At 52.2% G+C, this 15860-nt stretch carries 19 protein-coding genes; 2 read left to right on the top strand and 17 right to left on the bottom strand.

Features of this window, described 5'->3' with window-relative positions:
• Positions 1-148 precede the first annotated feature (148 nt).
• From Q3F21_RS11795 to Q3F21_RS11780, 4 genes are all read right to left on the bottom strand, one after another.
• On the bottom strand, positions 149-745 hold the full coding sequence (locus Q3F21_RS11795; RefSeq protein ID WP_340252708.1) for a sulfite oxidase-like oxidoreductase: 597 nt from the start codon (positions 743-745) through the stop codon (positions 149-151).
• Between the two features lie 170 nt (positions 746-915).
• The gene (locus Q3F21_RS11790; protein WP_340252707.1) at positions 916-1350 is read right to left on the bottom strand and encodes a CoA-binding protein; all 435 of its coding nucleotides are present in this window, start codon (positions 1348-1350) and stop codon (positions 916-918) included.
• A gap of 53 nt (positions 1351-1403) precedes the next feature.
• Positions 1404-2906, bottom strand: coding sequence for a leucyl aminopeptidase (locus Q3F21_RS11785; protein ID WP_340252705.1), 1503 nt, complete (start codon positions 2904-2906; stop codon positions 1404-1406).
• Between the two features lie 60 nt (positions 2907-2966).
• Positions 2967-3338, bottom strand: a complete 372-nt coding sequence (locus tag Q3F21_RS11780) for a DUF309 domain-containing protein (RefSeq protein WP_340252703.1) — start codon at positions 3336-3338, stop codon at positions 2967-2969.
• A 149-nt stretch (positions 3339-3487) separates the two neighbouring features.
• Here Q3F21_RS11780 and Q3F21_RS11775 point away from each other — a divergent pair, with 149 nt between their 5' ends.
• Both Q3F21_RS11775 and Q3F21_RS11770 read left to right on the top strand, forming a co-directional pair.
• Positions 3488-3967, top strand: a complete 480-nt coding sequence (locus Q3F21_RS11775; RefSeq protein ID WP_340252701.1) for a divergent PAP2 family protein — start codon at positions 3488-3490, stop codon at positions 3965-3967.
• A gap of 62 nt (positions 3968-4029) precedes the next feature.
• Entirely contained in the window at positions 4030-4842 is an 813-nt protein-coding gene (locus Q3F21_RS11770; protein ID WP_340252699.1) for a cobalamin-binding protein, read from the top strand.
• A gap of 104 nt (positions 4843-4946) precedes the next feature.
• Here Q3F21_RS11770 and Q3F21_RS11765 read toward each other — a convergent pair whose 3' ends face one another.
• From Q3F21_RS11765 to Q3F21_RS11705, 13 genes are all read right to left on the bottom strand, one after another.
• The gene (locus Q3F21_RS11765; RefSeq protein WP_340252697.1) at positions 4947-5564 is read right to left on the bottom strand and encodes a 3D domain-containing protein; all 618 of its coding nucleotides are present in this window, start codon (positions 5562-5564) and stop codon (positions 4947-4949) included.
• Between the two features lie 265 nt (positions 5565-5829).
• Positions 5830-6399 (bottom strand): DUF3221 domain-containing protein, encoded by a 570-nt coding sequence (locus tag Q3F21_RS11760; protein ID WP_340252695.1) that lies wholly within the window; start codon positions 6397-6399, stop codon positions 5830-5832.
• 60 nt (positions 6400-6459) lie between these two features.
• Positions 6460-7830, bottom strand: coding sequence for a S1 family peptidase (locus Q3F21_RS11755; protein WP_340252693.1), 1371 nt, complete (start codon positions 7828-7830; stop codon positions 6460-6462).
• 589 nt (positions 7831-8419) lie between these two features.
• Entirely contained in the window at positions 8420-8680 is a 261-nt protein-coding gene (locus tag Q3F21_RS11750) for a YuiB family protein (RefSeq protein WP_340252691.1), read from the bottom strand.
• A gap of 277 nt (positions 8681-8957) precedes the next feature.
• A complete protein-coding gene (locus Q3F21_RS11745; RefSeq protein ID WP_340252689.1) occupies positions 8958-9101 on the bottom strand; it encodes a YuiA family protein in 144 nt (47 codons plus the stop codon).
• Between the two features lie 189 nt (positions 9102-9290).
• Complete coding sequence (locus Q3F21_RS11740) at positions 9291-9773, bottom strand: NUDIX domain-containing protein (protein WP_340252687.1); 483 nt, start codon at positions 9771-9773, stop codon at positions 9291-9293.
• A 201-nt stretch (positions 9774-9974) separates the two neighbouring features.
• Complete coding sequence (locus tag Q3F21_RS11735) at positions 9975-10523, bottom strand: DinB family protein (RefSeq protein ID WP_340252685.1); 549 nt, start codon at positions 10521-10523, stop codon at positions 9975-9977.
• Complete coding sequence (locus Q3F21_RS11730; protein ID WP_340252683.1) at positions 10474-10992, bottom strand: HugZ family protein; 519 nt, start codon at positions 10990-10992, stop codon at positions 10474-10476. Before Q3F21_RS11730 ends, Q3F21_RS11735 begins: the two co-directional genes overlap by 50 nt.
• The gene (locus Q3F21_RS11725) at positions 10976-11788 is read right to left on the bottom strand and encodes an ABC transporter ATP-binding protein (RefSeq protein WP_197253799.1); all 813 of its coding nucleotides are present in this window, start codon (positions 11786-11788) and stop codon (positions 10976-10978) included. The genes Q3F21_RS11730 and Q3F21_RS11725 overlap by 17 nt, the downstream gene beginning before the upstream one ends.
• Positions 11789-11791: 3 nt before the next feature.
• The gene (locus Q3F21_RS11720) at positions 11792-12772 is read right to left on the bottom strand and encodes a FecCD family ABC transporter permease (RefSeq protein ID WP_425341247.1); all 981 of its coding nucleotides are present in this window, start codon (positions 12770-12772) and stop codon (positions 11792-11794) included.
• 36 nt (positions 12773-12808) lie between these two features.
• A complete protein-coding gene (locus Q3F21_RS11715) occupies positions 12809-13852 on the bottom strand; it encodes a helical backbone metal receptor (protein ID WP_340252677.1) in 1044 nt (347 codons plus the stop codon).
• Between the two features lie 543 nt (positions 13853-14395).
• A complete protein-coding gene (locus Q3F21_RS11710; RefSeq protein WP_340252675.1) occupies positions 14396-14647 on the bottom strand; it encodes a hypothetical protein in 252 nt (83 codons plus the stop codon).
• A gap of 12 nt (positions 14648-14659) precedes the next feature.
• Positions 14660-15850: an NAD(P)/FAD-dependent oxidoreductase gene (locus Q3F21_RS11705; protein ID WP_340252673.1), complete on the bottom strand. Its 1191-nt coding sequence runs from the start codon at positions 15848-15850 to the stop codon at positions 14660-14662.
• Between the last annotated feature and the right edge of the window lie 10 nt (positions 15851-15860).

Here is a 15860-nt window from a genome sequence, read left to right as displayed (position 1 = left end):
CCACTCTTGTCCTACCATCCCTATAGAACAGTAGCGATTATCTCTACACATAGTATATGCAAAGGCATTGGCATTGTAAACCGGTGAATACGAAAATAATCATACGGGCTGTAAGTGATGTCCTGCTGACACCGGGGGCAACAAGCAGTTAATCCCAAGCAAATCTTTGTTCCCTCCAAGGGTCGCCATACATATGATACCCGTTCTTCTCCCAGAAGCCCTGCTTATCCCGCTCCAAAAACTCGATGCCGCGCACCCATTTTGCGCTCTTCCAGAAATACAGGTGGGGAATGACAAAACGGAGCGGCCAGCCGTGGTCGGGCGTCAGCTCTTCGCCGTTATGCTTGTTCGCAAAAAGATTGCCCGGAGTCAAAAAGTCGCTGAGCGGCATGTTGGCTGTCCAGCCGTGCTCGGCATGCAGCATGACGTATTTGGCCTCCGGTTTGATCTTGACCAGCTTGAGGATTTCTTCTACAGGAATGCCTTCCCAGACGTTATCCAGCTTGCTCCAGCCGGTTACGCAGTGGATGTCGTTCGTGGTCGTTCCTTTGGGAAGAGCCATCATCTGCTCGTACGACAACGTCATTTCCTCTTCCACGAGGCCAAAAATACGGAAGCTCCATTGCGTCGAAAGGTCGGTGTACTCCGGCACTTCCCCGTAATGCAATACAGGGAAGCCGGTCGTCACCTTTTGATTCGGGGGGACACGGTCGCTTTTTGCCTCTGCTGTCTTGTTGTAAAACATCTGATTTCACTCCTTCGCCGAAACATTCCGCTGTTGTTTTCTCACAGCAGGGGGCAATCCTTTCGATTCGTCGCCCCCAAACCTGCCAGCTGCCTTACTCGCTGCGCATTTGGCTGCCGGGGCGACTTGAAAGGATGTACCGCACTTCACTTCCTGCCAACCTGTACCCATCACTTCTTGCCAATACGCAACAGAGCGTGATCCACCTTGATGCACAGATCCATAATGACTTCGATTCCTTCCTTGGACACCAGTTCGGCCGCCTGCTCATTAGAGATGCCCTGCTGCAGCCAAAATGCTTTCGGCTTTTGCTTCATTTTCAGCGTCTCCTCGGCCACGGGAGGAATATCCTCGCTGCGGCGGAAGACGTTTACGATGTCGACCGGCTCGTCGATGTCCGTGAGCGAGGCCACGACTTTTTCGCCCAGCACGGTTTCGCCCGCGATCACCGGATTGACCGGAATGATCTTGTAGCCTGCGCTCTGCATGGCTGCCGCCACCATATAACTGGTCCGATCCGGCTTGTTGGAAAGCCCCACCACTGCTATCGTGTTTGCCTCCTGCAGCAGCTGGCGGCGTGTTTCGTCACTTGGATTGTGGAACATGGATCATTTCCTCCTTTATTCGGCTATGTTTTGCTTTTGCATCCCGTCTGTGCTTATGCTTGACTGCGGTTCATCACAAACTGGGCGATGGTCCGCACCATGACGCCTGTACCGCCCGCCGGGTTCATGTCGCCCGCATTGGCAGAATACGCTGTCCCCGCGATGTCCAGGTGAGCCCACGGCGTATCTTCGGCAAACTCCTGCAAAAAGACGCCCCCGATGATGCCGTGCCCATAACGGCCGCCCGAATTTTTCAGATCGGCAAAACGGCTTTTGTTCAGCTCGCGGTACTCATCAAACGTCGGCAGCTGCCAGAGCCGTTCGCCCGCTTGGCCCGCAGCATCCAGCACTTCTGCCACGAAAGCGTCGTTGTTGGTCATGACGCCGGAGCAGAAATGGCCCAGCGCGACGACGATGCCCCCCGTCAGTGTGGCGGCATCGACCAGGCAGGAGACACCTTTCCGTTTGGCGTATGTAATGCAGTCTGCCAGAACCAGTCGGCCCTCCGCATCTGTGGTGATGATCTCAACCGTCTTCCCGCTCATCATCGTGATCACGTCGCCCGGCTTGTAGGCAGTCGAAGAAGGCATGTTTTCGACACAGCCAATCACGGTCAGGACGTTTGCTTTTGGTTTCAGCTGTCCTAGCGCCTCCAGCGCGCCGATCATGGCGGCGGCACCGCCCATGTCCGATTTCATGTCTTCCATGCCGGCTACCGGCTTGATGGAAATACCGCCCGTATCAAAGGTGACCCCTTTCCCGATAAGCCCAATGACGTCTTCCCAGTTTTCCTTGCCCTGGTATTTGACGGCGACGACGAACGGCTCTTCCGCGCTTCCTTTTGCCACGGACAGAACGCCGCCCATTCCCAATTCCTTCAGTTTATCTTTTGCCAGCACTTCATACTCCATACCGTAGCGCTCCGCGACAGCCACAATTTCGTCCTTCAAGGCGGTCGGCGTCAAGTAATTGGCTGGCTCATTGACAAGCGTGCGGGCCAGATTCGTTCCCTGTGCCAGCGCTTCGCCGCGCATCACGCCAATCATGGCAGTTGCCGCCTCTTCATCGCTGCCGACGAGAAGCTGAACAGTGGCGATCGAGGCCGCCTCCCGCTTCGCCTTTTGGCGGTAGCCCTCGTAGTGATAGGTGGCGAGGCCAAACGCTTCTGTCGCCGCCTGCGCCAGACGGTCTCCCTCCATACTTCCCTTTGCCCGCAGGTCGATCGCAACGAGCTTTTCCTTCCCCTTGGATGAAGAAACCTTGGCTGCGCGGCCCCATGCGGCTCGTGCCGAAACAAAGTCAAACGATTCCGGGCTGCCCATGCCGGCGATGATCAATTTTTTCGCCGCCAGTTTTCCCATCGTGTAAATGATAGCCACTGTCTTCGCTTCGCCGCTAAATTCCTTATCCGCTTGCATAGCGGCAAGACCGCCGCCAAAGCGTTGATTCAGCTCCGGGTACGCGGTCTCGATCTCTTCTCCCTTCCAGAGAGGAATGATCATCTCGTCGCATGGGACACTCCACCAATCACTACGTTTTTCTACAGTGACGTTCATATACTCTTCCTTCTTTCTCTATGATAGGATACAATTATGGGCACATTTGTTTTCCGTTTTTCAGCGCGTGCCCAGCGTCAGGTGCAAGGCAGGAAACGGCATCGTCTTTGCCTTGGTGTACGGGATGGCATCCTCCTCGGGAAGCGCGGCCATGCATTCATTCAGAAAAGAAAGCACGGCAGACACGTCCAAATCCCAGTGTACGGGCGCATAGGGAGTCAGGTACTTGCTGCTGTTTTCAAACATCCAGCGCGCTCCCTTGATATTGCCGCCGGAGAAATGGTACAGCCCGACCGCCATCTGCAGGAGTCCCTGAAGAAACTTGTTGGATTTATCCTCCATCCAGATTTCCTCCAGCAGATCGTGACACTCGTAGTATTCTTTTTTATTGAACAAATCAATAAACTGAAGATACTGCGCGGGGTAACTCATGAACGTTGCCTCCGTTTCAAACCTTCCTCTTCATGGTAACACAGATTGGCTTGTCTCGAAATCCCAACGAAAACTTCACGGATGAGCATAACGCCGTTCTGTTACAATAAACTCAAGAAGCGCACAGTAGAAAGGAATGGATTTTCTCTATGGCAGCGATATTTGACAACTTTCCCTTATGGGCGGCTTTGATTGCCATAGGAATTGCCCAGTTTGTCAAGATCCCCCTCACTTATTTTGCCACCAAGACGTGGCAGTGGTCTCTCTTGTTCAGCACTGGAGGCATGCCCAGCTCGCATTCCTCGGCGGTTACCGCGCTGTCCACGGCTGTCGGTATTCGCGAAGGCTTTACCAGCAGCATGTTTGCCATCTCCGCCGTTATCGGCATCATCGTCATGTTTGACGCGGCCGGTGTTCGCCGTCATGCAGGGATGCAGGCTGTCGTACTGAACAAGCTGGTGGATGAATTCAATCATCTTCTGGAAGGCATGAAAACCTTCAAGGTCCGTCCCAATCAGGAAAAGGCCCAGAAGCTGAAGGAGCTGCTCGGCCATCAACCGATTGAGGTGCTCATCGGCGGATGGCTGGGAATCCTGATCGCCATTATCGTCGATCGTCTCTTCTATTAATAAGCAGTCTGCAGCAAGGCAAGTCGCCGTCTGATTTAAGAAGAACCGGAGGGGAAAGGGTTATGCGTATCGTTTCCATCTGTCCGAGCAATACGGAAATCCTCTATTATCTGGGATTGACAGAGCAAGTGGTCGGTCTGGATGATCACTCTGACTGGCCGGCCGAGTGGCAGCACTTGCCTCGCGTAGGGCCGGACCTGACCATTGACATGGATAAGGTGGAAGCCCTCAAACCAGACCTGGTCGTCGCTTCGCTCAGCGTCCCCGGAATGGAAAAGAATGTGGAACAATTGGCCGCCCGCCGCATTCCCCACATTGTTCTCGACCCGCAGCGCTTCTCCGACATCCCCCGGGATATCCGGCTTCTTGGGGAAGCGACGGGCAAGCACCGTGAAGCTGAGCAGCTTGCCGACCATTTTGTCGAAAGATCCGAAACCATCAGGCAGACAGCTTTGGCTGCCGAACGAAAGCCAAGGCTCTACTGGGAGTGGTGGCCCAATCCCATCTACACCCCCGGCCAGGAAAACTGGCTGACGGATGTAAGTGAGATTGCCGGCGCCAGCAATGTGTTCGCCGATTTTTCCGTCCCAAATGTGAAAGCAACCCGCGAGATGGTCCTGGAGCGCAATCCCGACCATATTTGCGTCGTCTGGTGCGGCATTGAGCTGCGGAGAATCAAGCCGGCCATGATCACAGACCGTCCGGAATGGAAAGGGATGGCGGCCATTCAAAACAATCAGGTCCACCTTCTGGAGGAAGGCCTCTACTGCCGCCCCTCTCCGCGTATACTGGAGGGCCTGGAGCGGCTTGTCTCCCTGATCCACCCCGAGCTTGCGGGAAAGCTGCCCGCCTCACGGGTCCAGCGTGACATGTAATTGTTTCAGTCAAGGCATGCCTAAACAAAGAAAAGAGGATTTGCCAGCCCGTGCAATCGGAGCAAATCCTTTTTTGCATTCACAATCGTCTATCGTCGATCACATTAGTCAATCGGTTCTGCCATCGCCGCGATTCCTTTTTCATTCAACCCTTGCATCATAGCCTCCGTTACCTTTCCGTCGCCCCGGCGGACCACGTATACATCAACGGACTTCTTCCCCCACTGCTTGAATACATCCTGCTTGGTCTCGAAATAAAGGTCGATTTTGTTGCCGCGAATGGCCCCTCCCTTGTCCGCTACGACTCCGTAACCGTAGCCGGGGATGTACAGCACGGTTCCCAGCGGAAACACGCGCAAATCTGCGGCAATGGTGGAGTATTCGCCCCGGCGGACCTTTACGCCTGAATATGTAATCCCGTAGGATGGATGAGTCGGATGCTTCCCCGTTGATTCATATCCGGCGTAGTATCCGGTAGCGACAACGCGGATTTTTGGATATTGCTCCATCACGGCATCTGTTTTGTCGATGACCTGGCTGAATGAACTGGTGGAGACAGCCCGTTTTCTCACGACTTGCTGTCCTTCCCTCGTTTCCCTGATTCCATAAGCGGTCTGGACAGATCGGTCACCGATGGCGTTGTAGCTCAATCCATCGCTCGCAAAGCCTGTCAGGATGGTTACACCGAAGACGATGACGCTAACCAATCGCTTCGCATTCATTCTGTAAAAAACCTCCTCTCGCTACTAATCTTGTCCCGGAGAGGAGGAAACTATACACAAATTCCACCAGAAGATGAAAGATTCGGGATAGTTTGGGCGATTTGCGCTTCTTTTTGGGGGTTTTTCACGGGTGGAAAAACGCTTGGTTCGGGCTGTAGTGGATCAGATGAAAAAGAGAAAACGTCTCGTTCGGGCTGTAGGGGAGAAGATGATTAAATATTACTTCATTGGCCTCTTTCCTCATTGAAGTTAATACGAACAAACTCTATTGAATCTCCCTGACCTCTCCGGTTTTTGCATCAATTCCTAACTTATAACCCTTCTTTTTATTGTAATGATATATCTGAATTATCCACTCTGCTTTGTCAGTGCTCACATTCTGTATAATTATCGTTCCCGGTTCATTTGTAAGCTTCTTTACATAACTTATAGCAGCTTGAATAGCTGTTTTTTGGAGCATGGGGGCATCAGGATGCTTCACGTCATCCGCAATTACTAATTTACTCAGGTCTGTTTGTGCAGGATAGGATTGTAAAGAAGGTAATGTTGACCACGTCTCTACCTTAGAACCGACTTCAACATCTGTGAACAAAACAGGATTATTCTTGCTGTCAAGAATGATCGCATCCTCATTTAAAGAATACCATTCCGCATCATATCGATCAGACTGCTTTGTCTCGTCGCTTTCAACTACCAAAATTTGTTTCTTTTCGTAATCTGCTTCAATAACATACCCCGTAAGCCCTTTGCGCTCATTTATCGGTTTATCATCTGAACATCCTGTAAGTAGTAGTGCTAAGGCTGACAACGTTAAAAACGATAAAGCCTTTTTCATGAGGCCTCCTCCTTATATGAGGAAGACTAATCTCCCTCATATAAGTTTATTAGTTATTGTTTAATTTCCTGTAAATATGTCATCAATATCGAAATAATTGATAACTCTGCTTATATGAGTGTAAACACCACCAGCTGCACAATTAACCCCAATTGCTGTACCTCCGAGAAAGATTGGAGCGCCACTATCTCCTGGTATACTTGAAAAAGATGCTAATCTCATACCTGTCATGTACACCTTTTGATTTTTACTCTTTTTTTCTATATAACCATTCCAATTCGTCTTTTCTAATGTTCCACATTTAACCCTTCCAGTTTTACTCCCTGAAACACATACCGCATCTCCAACTGTTTCATCTCTTGTTCTCTGAACCTCATCAATTGCGTATAGTTTTGATTTACCATTCCCAAAAACATAATAAGTTGCGTCGTCAGATCCTTCGTCTAGTTCAATAAGAGCTGCATCAACACTTCCACCAAAATTAAAATCCGCGACTCTGCCAAATCTTGATCTACCTTGCTGAAATCTGTCACGTTCATCATCCACACAGTGTCCTGCAGTAAGCACGTAAAACTCTCTTCCGATTCTTGCAGAAAATGCAGAAGTGCAGGTACCTCCAGACTCCATATTTATAATTTGCAATCCTGCTTGAATTGGCCGAAAATAATCTGAAGGGTCTGCTTGAACATCCCGCACATCTTCTTCAAATATATTAAAGATACTGTCATCAGCATCCAACAAATTTAAACTTCTAACACTTTTTTGTTTTAGTAGAATTTTCCTGCCATCAGTTTTTTTCCGTTTTACACCAATATCAATCTTTTTATCTGGAATATTAACACTCACAGATGTAATATCCATTCCTTCTTTTTCTAAAGTCTCTCTGCTTTCTGAAATAGAATCTGCAATCTCATTGAGTTCTTCTTCGGTGTAATCTGTATAGTAAATATTAATCAAATCTTTCGAATAGAGCTTTTCCAAATCTTTTATATATCTTTCAACCTTTTCTTCAGAACCATTTTTAAAGCCGATATTCACAACTCCACCTGACTTTTGATCAATATAAATGCCAGCGAATTCTTCTTGCAGGTTTTCTTCAATAAAATCTTTTATTTTCGGAATGCGCTTTTTTTGTTCTGCCAGTCTTGCATCAAGTTCATCCTCTTCTTCTTTTGTAAGAAATGCTCCATATTTTTCAGAAAAATTTTGGGGACTCTTAGATAAAGACTTTACAGTTTTTGAACTCGAAGATAACCCCATTTCCTCTCTAAACCTTTCACTTTCTTTGATGGCCTCTTCAGACATAATATATTGCAGCGCCTCTGGATTGTGTTTTTGTGCTGCTATTGTTGATGTTGCTGGAATTGATAATGTTGTTACTAAGGTTGCTAATAGAGCTGTGGCAATTAGTGATTTTCTCAACTTTTTCACAGTGTATTCCTCCTTTTACTTATATTGGAAAATTAACATAAAATTCGTAAATAGTAAATACCGTCATATCTATGTTAACACGTTTGTCACATCGCCCTCAGGCTTCTCTTTGCTTTCCGCTATATGCTATATCTCAATTTCTCACTTGTTAGAGCCTACTTCACTGAACTTTAACAGCACTTTATGCATTTCCTTTTATGAACTTCTCATTCCTATCAACTAACTTATTTCCCCTTATAATCGTTCCGCAATTCCCCTTTCCCAATTTTCGGTGTTTTAAACATCCTTCTTCCTGATCTTTCTTGAAGCAACCGCTCCATCCGAGAAGCATATTTCCAGTCGAAGCGACTAGCGCAGTCCCCCCAGCGGAACAACGATTCGCGGGAACCAGGAGCGTAACTTGATTCCGCTTCGAAGCGGCCGCTGCTTTTACGCTCCCCCGCGAATCGTTGTGGAGCGGACAGCCTATGCTTCCCTGCGGGACGAAGACTGGAGCGCAGACTGGAAATATGCTTCTCCCCCGCAGCCCCTTTCCAAGCGCTTTTCAAACAAAGAAAAAACGAACCTGAACCAGGTCCGCTTTCACCGATCAAAACATCCGATATCCTTTTTTCCGCAATGTCTGAATCGTCCAGCCGCTGGCAACGGCTCCGACGAGGCCGACACCGAGAATGATGGAGTCCCACAGACCGGGAACGATGTTTTTGTAGATCAGCGCGCCCACGACGACACCGAATACGAGGATGACGGGCATCCAGGTGGTACGCAAGATCATGTTTATAATAAAGCCGATCCCGAATCCCAGCACAGCGAACAAGACAACGGACACAACAAATTGCAGCAAGCTCATGAGCGTTTAGACCTCCTGCTCTATTCCGACAGATAGGGGCGGCGACAGCCAACACCCGTTTTCGCTTTTAGTCTATCGAAATCATGGCGCAAGGTCAATTGGCATAGACGGCTTTCGCCCAGTTGCTGGCACATGCCTTGCTGCGGGCGGGAGGCAGTGAAAAGGCCTTCTGCTTAGGAGAATGCGCTTTTCTCCCTTCTGCCAAATAAGGCCGTACACAATGGATTTACTTCCGCGCAAAAAAAGCCGACGTTCATCGGCTTGTCAAAGACCTTCCTTATCGATTGCCGGCTGCTGCGGACATTTCCTCCGACCGGGCACCCGAGCCCTCGCATCCCGGACAGTTTTCTGTCCCACCCAGCAGCAATTGAAAATAGCCTTGTCCATTGCAGTATGGGCATTGTTCCTGTTCTTTTCTCATGATGATCGCTCCTTTCCCATGTCGCCGGGTTGCAAAACCGACATTTTTTTAAATTCACCTATTATTCTGATTTTTTGGATGTGTCTAACTATATCAGAAACAACAGCGATCCTTCAACTGAAAAAAGCGAGGAAAAACAGAAAAAAACCGCTATGTAAGCGGCAACAATCGATATTATCTGGCTTATGCTCACGATTGCGAAAAGATTTTGTAGCGGGTGTATTGAAAGACAGGGTCGATCGGGTACTCGTCTCCGGACAGGCCCTGTTTCCGCTCCCGATACTTGGGCAGAATGATTTTCAGATAGGTCGAGGAAAGCGGGTCTTCCAGCAGCTGACGGATCGGAACAAAGGCTGCCACTTCGATTTCCCCTTCCTGCGGGCGCGGCTCCCCGCCGACGTAGTCCATCCAGAAGACAACCATATTGTCGCTGATCGTGTCGCGGATGACCCCGGAGCGGACCGCTGCCAGATGTCGGATTTTCGCTCGAATGCCGGTCTCCTCCAGCACCTCTCTTACGGCAGCTTCATCCACCGTCTCTCCCGGCTCCACAAATCCGGCCGGAAAGGACCACTGCCCCTTGAGACCTCCGTATGTTTTTTTCACGACCAACGCTTCTTCACCGCGGATGACAATCCCGCAGGCACCGAGCCATACATTCGTCTTGCGCACACGGTCTCCCCCTTTCTTTCGCCAGTATAGCGAAACCCGTTTGAAGGTGCCAGTCTTTGGGATACCGTCTGAGTTGAACACCGCTTCGAGCTCTGTTTCGTATCAATCAGAAAGGCGAAGTTTTCTCAAACGCTCGTTTCATACAAAAAAAGAATCAACCGTTCGGTTGATTCCGAAGGTTGATTCTTGTCTCCGGCGCAGTCACGTGGCTTGCCCGGCCGGTTGGGCATGCTTGTGGATAAGAGAAATCTGGCCCGCATGCAGGCCGGTATGATAGAGCAGCCGGCTGACCGCCTCCAGCGGCGTCGAGGCTCCCATCGGCGAATCCACCGCCGCCTGCCAAGCCTCCTCGGGCAGCTCGCGCATCGCTTCCGTCACATGTTCGTTCGAGGCGCGCAACAGGGCCAGCAGTCCTTCCCGGTCCATGAATTCGGCCCGGTCCCGTCCTGCCGCAGGCCCGCGGCTCGTCAGGATCTCCAGCCCCGGAGGCAGCCCGCGCCGGAAGAACCATTCCGCGAACATATACTCGACTTCCGCATTATGGCGGAGCATATAGCCGATCGAGGCGGTCCCGATGCGCAAGCCCAGAGCTTCCTCCGGCAAGCTGCTGGCCATATTGTAGAAGCGTTCATGAAGCGTCTTCCATATCACGGCTACGGATGAATAGGTCATTGTTTTTGGCTCCTTCCCCATTGTACGGTCATGTGGCGGCTTGCTTGGCGACTTGCGAATGCCCGTCCCGCGCGACATGCTCGAACCGGTCGGCGTTCAGATCGATATCATACGCCTGGCCGAACCCCGCGACATACCGGCCCTCCAGCGGCGTAAGCTCGAACAGCGAGAAATCGAGTCCGCGCAGCATCCGGATCATGGGAGCGCCGAACGAGGCTTCGAACTGTTCGAACAGTTCCTCATGGCCTTCATTGCCGATATTTACAGCATGGCAAACGAAGCGGGCGCGCTCGCGGGCAAACAGGTTCGCCGAGTTGGATTCATCTTCAATCAACATGACATCGACGTCCGGATTGGCCTCCACATGGCGATAATGATTGGCAATGCGGCTAATATAGATATACAGCTTCCCGTCCTTCTTCACGAATGGTGCATAGGAGACAAAGGGCCGGCCGTTCTCGTCGATCGTGGCCAGCATCAATGTCTTCACGCGATCCGCCAATTTCATATATTGAAGCTTAACCGTTTCGTTATCCAATGGCTTCATGAACATCCCCCGCTTTTCTGTTCCATTTTTGCAATACATGAATCCGCGGACAATCGCTGTCCGGCCCGTATTGAATCTCGGTCTCCACGCCGTACACGCTGCGGATAAGCTCCATCGTAAACACATCCTGCGGCGTGCCGTACAGGCGCAGACTCCCGTCCTTGATTACACAAACCCGATCGCTGTACGCGCTCGCATGGTTCAGATCGTGAAGCACCATGACGACCGTAAGCCCCAGTTCGCGATTCAGCGTGCGGACGAGTTCCAGCACCTCCAATTGATGCGCGATGTCCAAATACGTGGTTGGCTCATCGAGCAGCAGCACCTTCGGACGCTGGGCCAACGCCATTGCCAGCCAGGCCCGTTGGGCTTCTCCACCGGACAAGGAGGCGACGAGCCGATCCTTGTATCCCTGCATGCCCGTCTGCTCCAAGGCCCATTGAATCACCTCTTCATCCTCGGCGTCGAGGCGCTCATACCATTTCTTATGCGGCATGCGGCCGTAGCTGACCAGTTCCCCTACCGTCATGTCCGCCGGACTGGCGTTCGACTGGCAGAGCATGCACAGAAGACGGGACACTTGCTTCGTGCTGAGCGAACGCAGCTCCCGATCGGCAATGCATACCCGGCCGCTCTCGCATGGAATGAGACGGGTCATCGCTTTCAGTATCGTTGATTTGCCCGAGCCGTTCGGACCGATAATCGAGACGACTTCCCCTTCCTTCACATCGAGGGAAAAGTTATGAACTACGGTTTTATCCGCATACCGGATGTTCAGCGACTGCACCTTCAGCATGAGTCAAGCTCCTCCTTTCCGCATCAAATACAGGAAGTACGGCCCGCCCACCGTCGCCATGATGATCCCCGCGGGAATCTCCAGCGGAGCGAATGCCGTTCGCCCGATCGTATCGGCTACGAGCAGAACGAGCGCGCCGAGCACGAGGCTCATCGGCAGGCGATAGCGGTAGTCGGAGCCGATCATCATCCGGGCGATATGGGGCACGACAAGTCCGACGAAGCCGACCAGACCGACGGTCGAGACCGAAATGGCGGCCAGATAGACCGCGATGAAGGACAGCACGAACCGGATGCGGTTCAGATTTTGCCCCAGATTATGGGCGGTCTGCTCGCCCAGCCGCAAAATATTCGCCTGCCGGATGCAAAGCAGCGCGGCCAGCCAACCGGCAAGCGAATACGGGAGGATGACGGCGACATCCCTCATCCCCGTTCCGGACAGGCTGCCGTTCAGCCATTGCAAGGCGGAGGGAAGCTTATCGCTGTGCAAAATCGACAGCAATCCGATGATGCCCCCGAATACTGCATTGACGGCAACCCCCGACAAAATAATGCGGACCGGCGTAAATCCCCCTTGCAGCTTCTTCCACGCCAAGGCATAGACCATGACGGCGGCAATCCCGCCGCCCGCAATCGCGGCCAGCGGTATCATGGAAGCGTACCCGGTAGCGACCAGCATGATGAACAGCACGGCGACGGCAGCGCCGCTGGACACTCCCGTCAAGCCCGGGTCAGCCAGCGGGTTCAGCATGACGGCTTGCAGCAGCGCGCCGGATACGGCCAGATTGGCTCCAATCAGGAGAGCGAGGAGGACGCGCGGTATCCGGATGTCCCACAGAATCGTATCCGCGGCGGCATCCCCTCGACCGAACACGGTCAGGAGCGTGTCAAGCGGAGACAAGGCGACACTGCCAATGCCGATGGAGAGCAGGACCGCTGCTCCAAGCAATACGGCCGCACCTCCCACCAGGGCTGTCTTGCGCATCTGTTTGTTCTCCGTCACGGTCCCGGAACCTCCATCTTATTCATATAGGATGCGCGCCATTTCCTTGTAGGCGTCCGGCGCCTTGACAATCGAAGCGATGCCGAAGAGTTCGAAGTCAATGGAAGCCATCTTCCCGTTCTGGAAGGCGTTCAGTTTCTCCCAGGCGCCGTTCTTCTTCACGTCCTCCTCGAACTTTTTGGCGACGGCATCCGGGTCACCGTGCGCGACGAGCAGAATGACATCCGGATTCGCCGCGACGATGCTCTCCATATTGAATGGGACATAGGCCTCTGTGAGCTTCAGCTCTTCAGACACGACATTGACCGCCCCCAGATTGCGCGCCAGGCTTCCGGCAAACGTGTTGTCGTTCATCAGCATCAGCGCTTCCGCCGAGCCGAAGAGGAACATGACCTTAGGCGCCGGCTTGCCTGTCACCTGTTCGATCGCTTCGCGTTCCTGCCGCTCGACCTCTTGCAGGAAAGCGTTGGCCTGGTCTTCACGGCCGAGCAAGCGGCCAAGCGTCTTCGTCGACAGCTTCAGCTGTTCCAAGGAATCGACTGGCAAATAAGCGCTTGGCAGCGAAGCCGGTCCGAGCTTCTTCTCCATGCTGTCCTTAATGGATGCCGGTCCCAGGACGACATCCGGCTGCAGCTTCGCAATCTGCTCAAGATCCGGCTGGTGGGACGAACCGATGCGCGGGATCTTTGCCAGCGACTCCGGCAGCTTGCTGTTTGTCGTCGGCACGCCGACCGGTTCGACGCCCAACGAATGCAATATTTCCGTAATCGAGACAGATAACGTCACGATACGGGCGGGCGTCCGCTCGCCGAACTGTTTCAGCAGCTCCGCCATCGCGTCATCCTCTTCACTCGCCGCTTGCTCGCTGCCGGCTTCGCCGTTATTGCCCTCAGCGCCGTTCTCTGTCTGGGCGGCGACTCCGGTTGCACCTTTGTTCTCCTCCGCAGCCGTTTGATTCGGCGCCGCGCTCCCCGCTTGATCCGATCCCGCTTTGCCGCAAGCCGCCACGACCAATATCAGAAGCAAAACGATAATGGCCGCCTTTCCCCTTCTATGTATCATTCTATGAGCTTCCTCCCTTATAAATGATAATGAGAATCGTTATCCATAATATGACAACGGTTCTCATTATATCCCGAGTGAGAATCTTTTTCAATTAAAATTTGAAAAGAATTTCCTCATAAGAAAAACGCCTAACGGCGTCCTTTAAGTTCGTGCAACTGGGTTCATACGTGTAGATGGGCTAGGTATGAGATATCACACCCGGCTTACTTTCTTACATCGCTTATCCTGTATTCGTAACCATGAATTCCCTTGTAATATTCCGGGTACATGCCTCCTCCGCATTCTTCGCAGCTGAATTGCGGAGGTACGGAACGAGCCGCAGGTCACGCAGCTTTCCACCATGTTTTTCCACAAACCGTTCCCAGTGCCTTCGCTCATCAAAGAAGATTCGTTTCAAGATATTCGTCTCCATATCCTAACCTGTAAAACAGAAACAAGGCGGAAGACCTGCTTCCACCCCAAAATTTATAAATTCTATAATGTCAAAAAAGCCCCCGGCTTATCATGCAGCCGAAGGCTTTTCCGAATCAACCCTGCTGTTTAATCATCGTCCTCATCCAATAGGCCGTTGTCAATCATGTAACGCAGGTTTTCCCGATCGCGTTCGCGGCCTTTTTCCTTTAGCCGATCAATGGCCGGCAGGATGAGAATGTCCACTTCGCGCTGAATGTGATGGGCCAGATCGTGGCGTCCCTGTTCTTCCAGAAAGGAGCCGACATCCATCAACCCGTTGTAGCGCTCCATCTCTTCGCGCGTCATCAATCCTCTGACCTGGATACTGGCGTGGCGCATAAGTCGCTCCTTCTACAGACGCACTTTTTTCAGGGCGAGTCCAACGCCGCCGATTTTGTACAGGTAGCGCAGGTCGCTCGCTTTTTTCATCAGTGCGGCCGAGGTGCCGAACAGTTTTTTGGTGCCGACCATCCCGATTCCTTCGCCTTTTCCAAGCGATGCAAGCGAGCCTTGGAGAGCCGGCTTGAACGGCATCATGACTTCGCCGCGCACGAGAGCGGCCAGGTTGTCGCCCAGCGCTTCTCCTTCCTGTACGGCGATTTGGGCGGTCGGCGGATACGGACGTCCTTCGTCGTTGAAGATTAGCGCGCAGTCACCGACGATAAACACGTTTTCGTACCCCGGAGCGCGCAAGTACTCGTCGACCTTGACGCGGCCGCGCATGACCTCGAATCCGGATTTTTCCACGACGCTGTTGCCGCGGACGCCAGCTGCCCAAACAACGGTAGCTGATTTGATTTCTTCGCCATTGGCGAGCACTACGCCTTCAGGCGTGCACTGCTTGATCGCAGTTCCGATCATGAACTCTACGCCTTTTTTCTGCAAAATGTCCACCGCGTAGCTGACCAGCTCAGGATCGAAGCCTGGCAGTGCGGTAGGAGCCGCTTCAATATTGTAAATTTTTACCAAACTAGGATCGACGTCAAATTCCCGGCACAGCTCCGGAATCCGGTCAGCCAGCTCGCCGCTGAACTCAATGCCCGTAAATCCGGCCCCGCCGACGACGAAAGTCAGGTAATCCGTACGGTGCGGTTCATTTTTATATTTCGCAAACATGTACTCGATATGCTCGCGGATTTGACGAACAGCGTTGATGCTGCGGATGCTGAACGCGTACTCTTTCAGTCCCTCGATGCCGAAGGTTTCCGGATCGCTGCCGAGACCGATGACGAGGTAGTCGTAGCTCAGAACGTTTCCACTATCCAGTGTAACCGTACGCTCTTCCGGCTGAATCGATTGCACGGTATCCTTCACAAAATTGATCTTGTTCATGTCAATAATTTGATCGAGCGGTACCCGGGCATGATCTGCAGGCGCTGTTCCGGCAGCCGGCTCATGCAGCCAGGTCGTGATGTAATGGTAGTTGTGCTTGTTGACCAGCGTGATTTCCGCTTCGTTGTAGTTAAGCTTTTTTTGCAGGTGCAGCGTGGTCATCAGACCCCCGTACCCGGCGCCGAGGATGAGGATTTTGGGTGTACTCATGGATATCCCT

This window comes from Brevibacillus borstelensis, assembly GCF_037834415.1.
GTDB classification, from domain to species: Bacteria; Bacillota; Bacilli; order Brevibacillales; family Brevibacillaceae; genus Brevibacillus; species Brevibacillus borstelensis_A.
The sequence above is the reverse complement of the archived record's forward strand: the minus strand, read 5'-3'. Positions and strand labels throughout refer to the sequence as shown.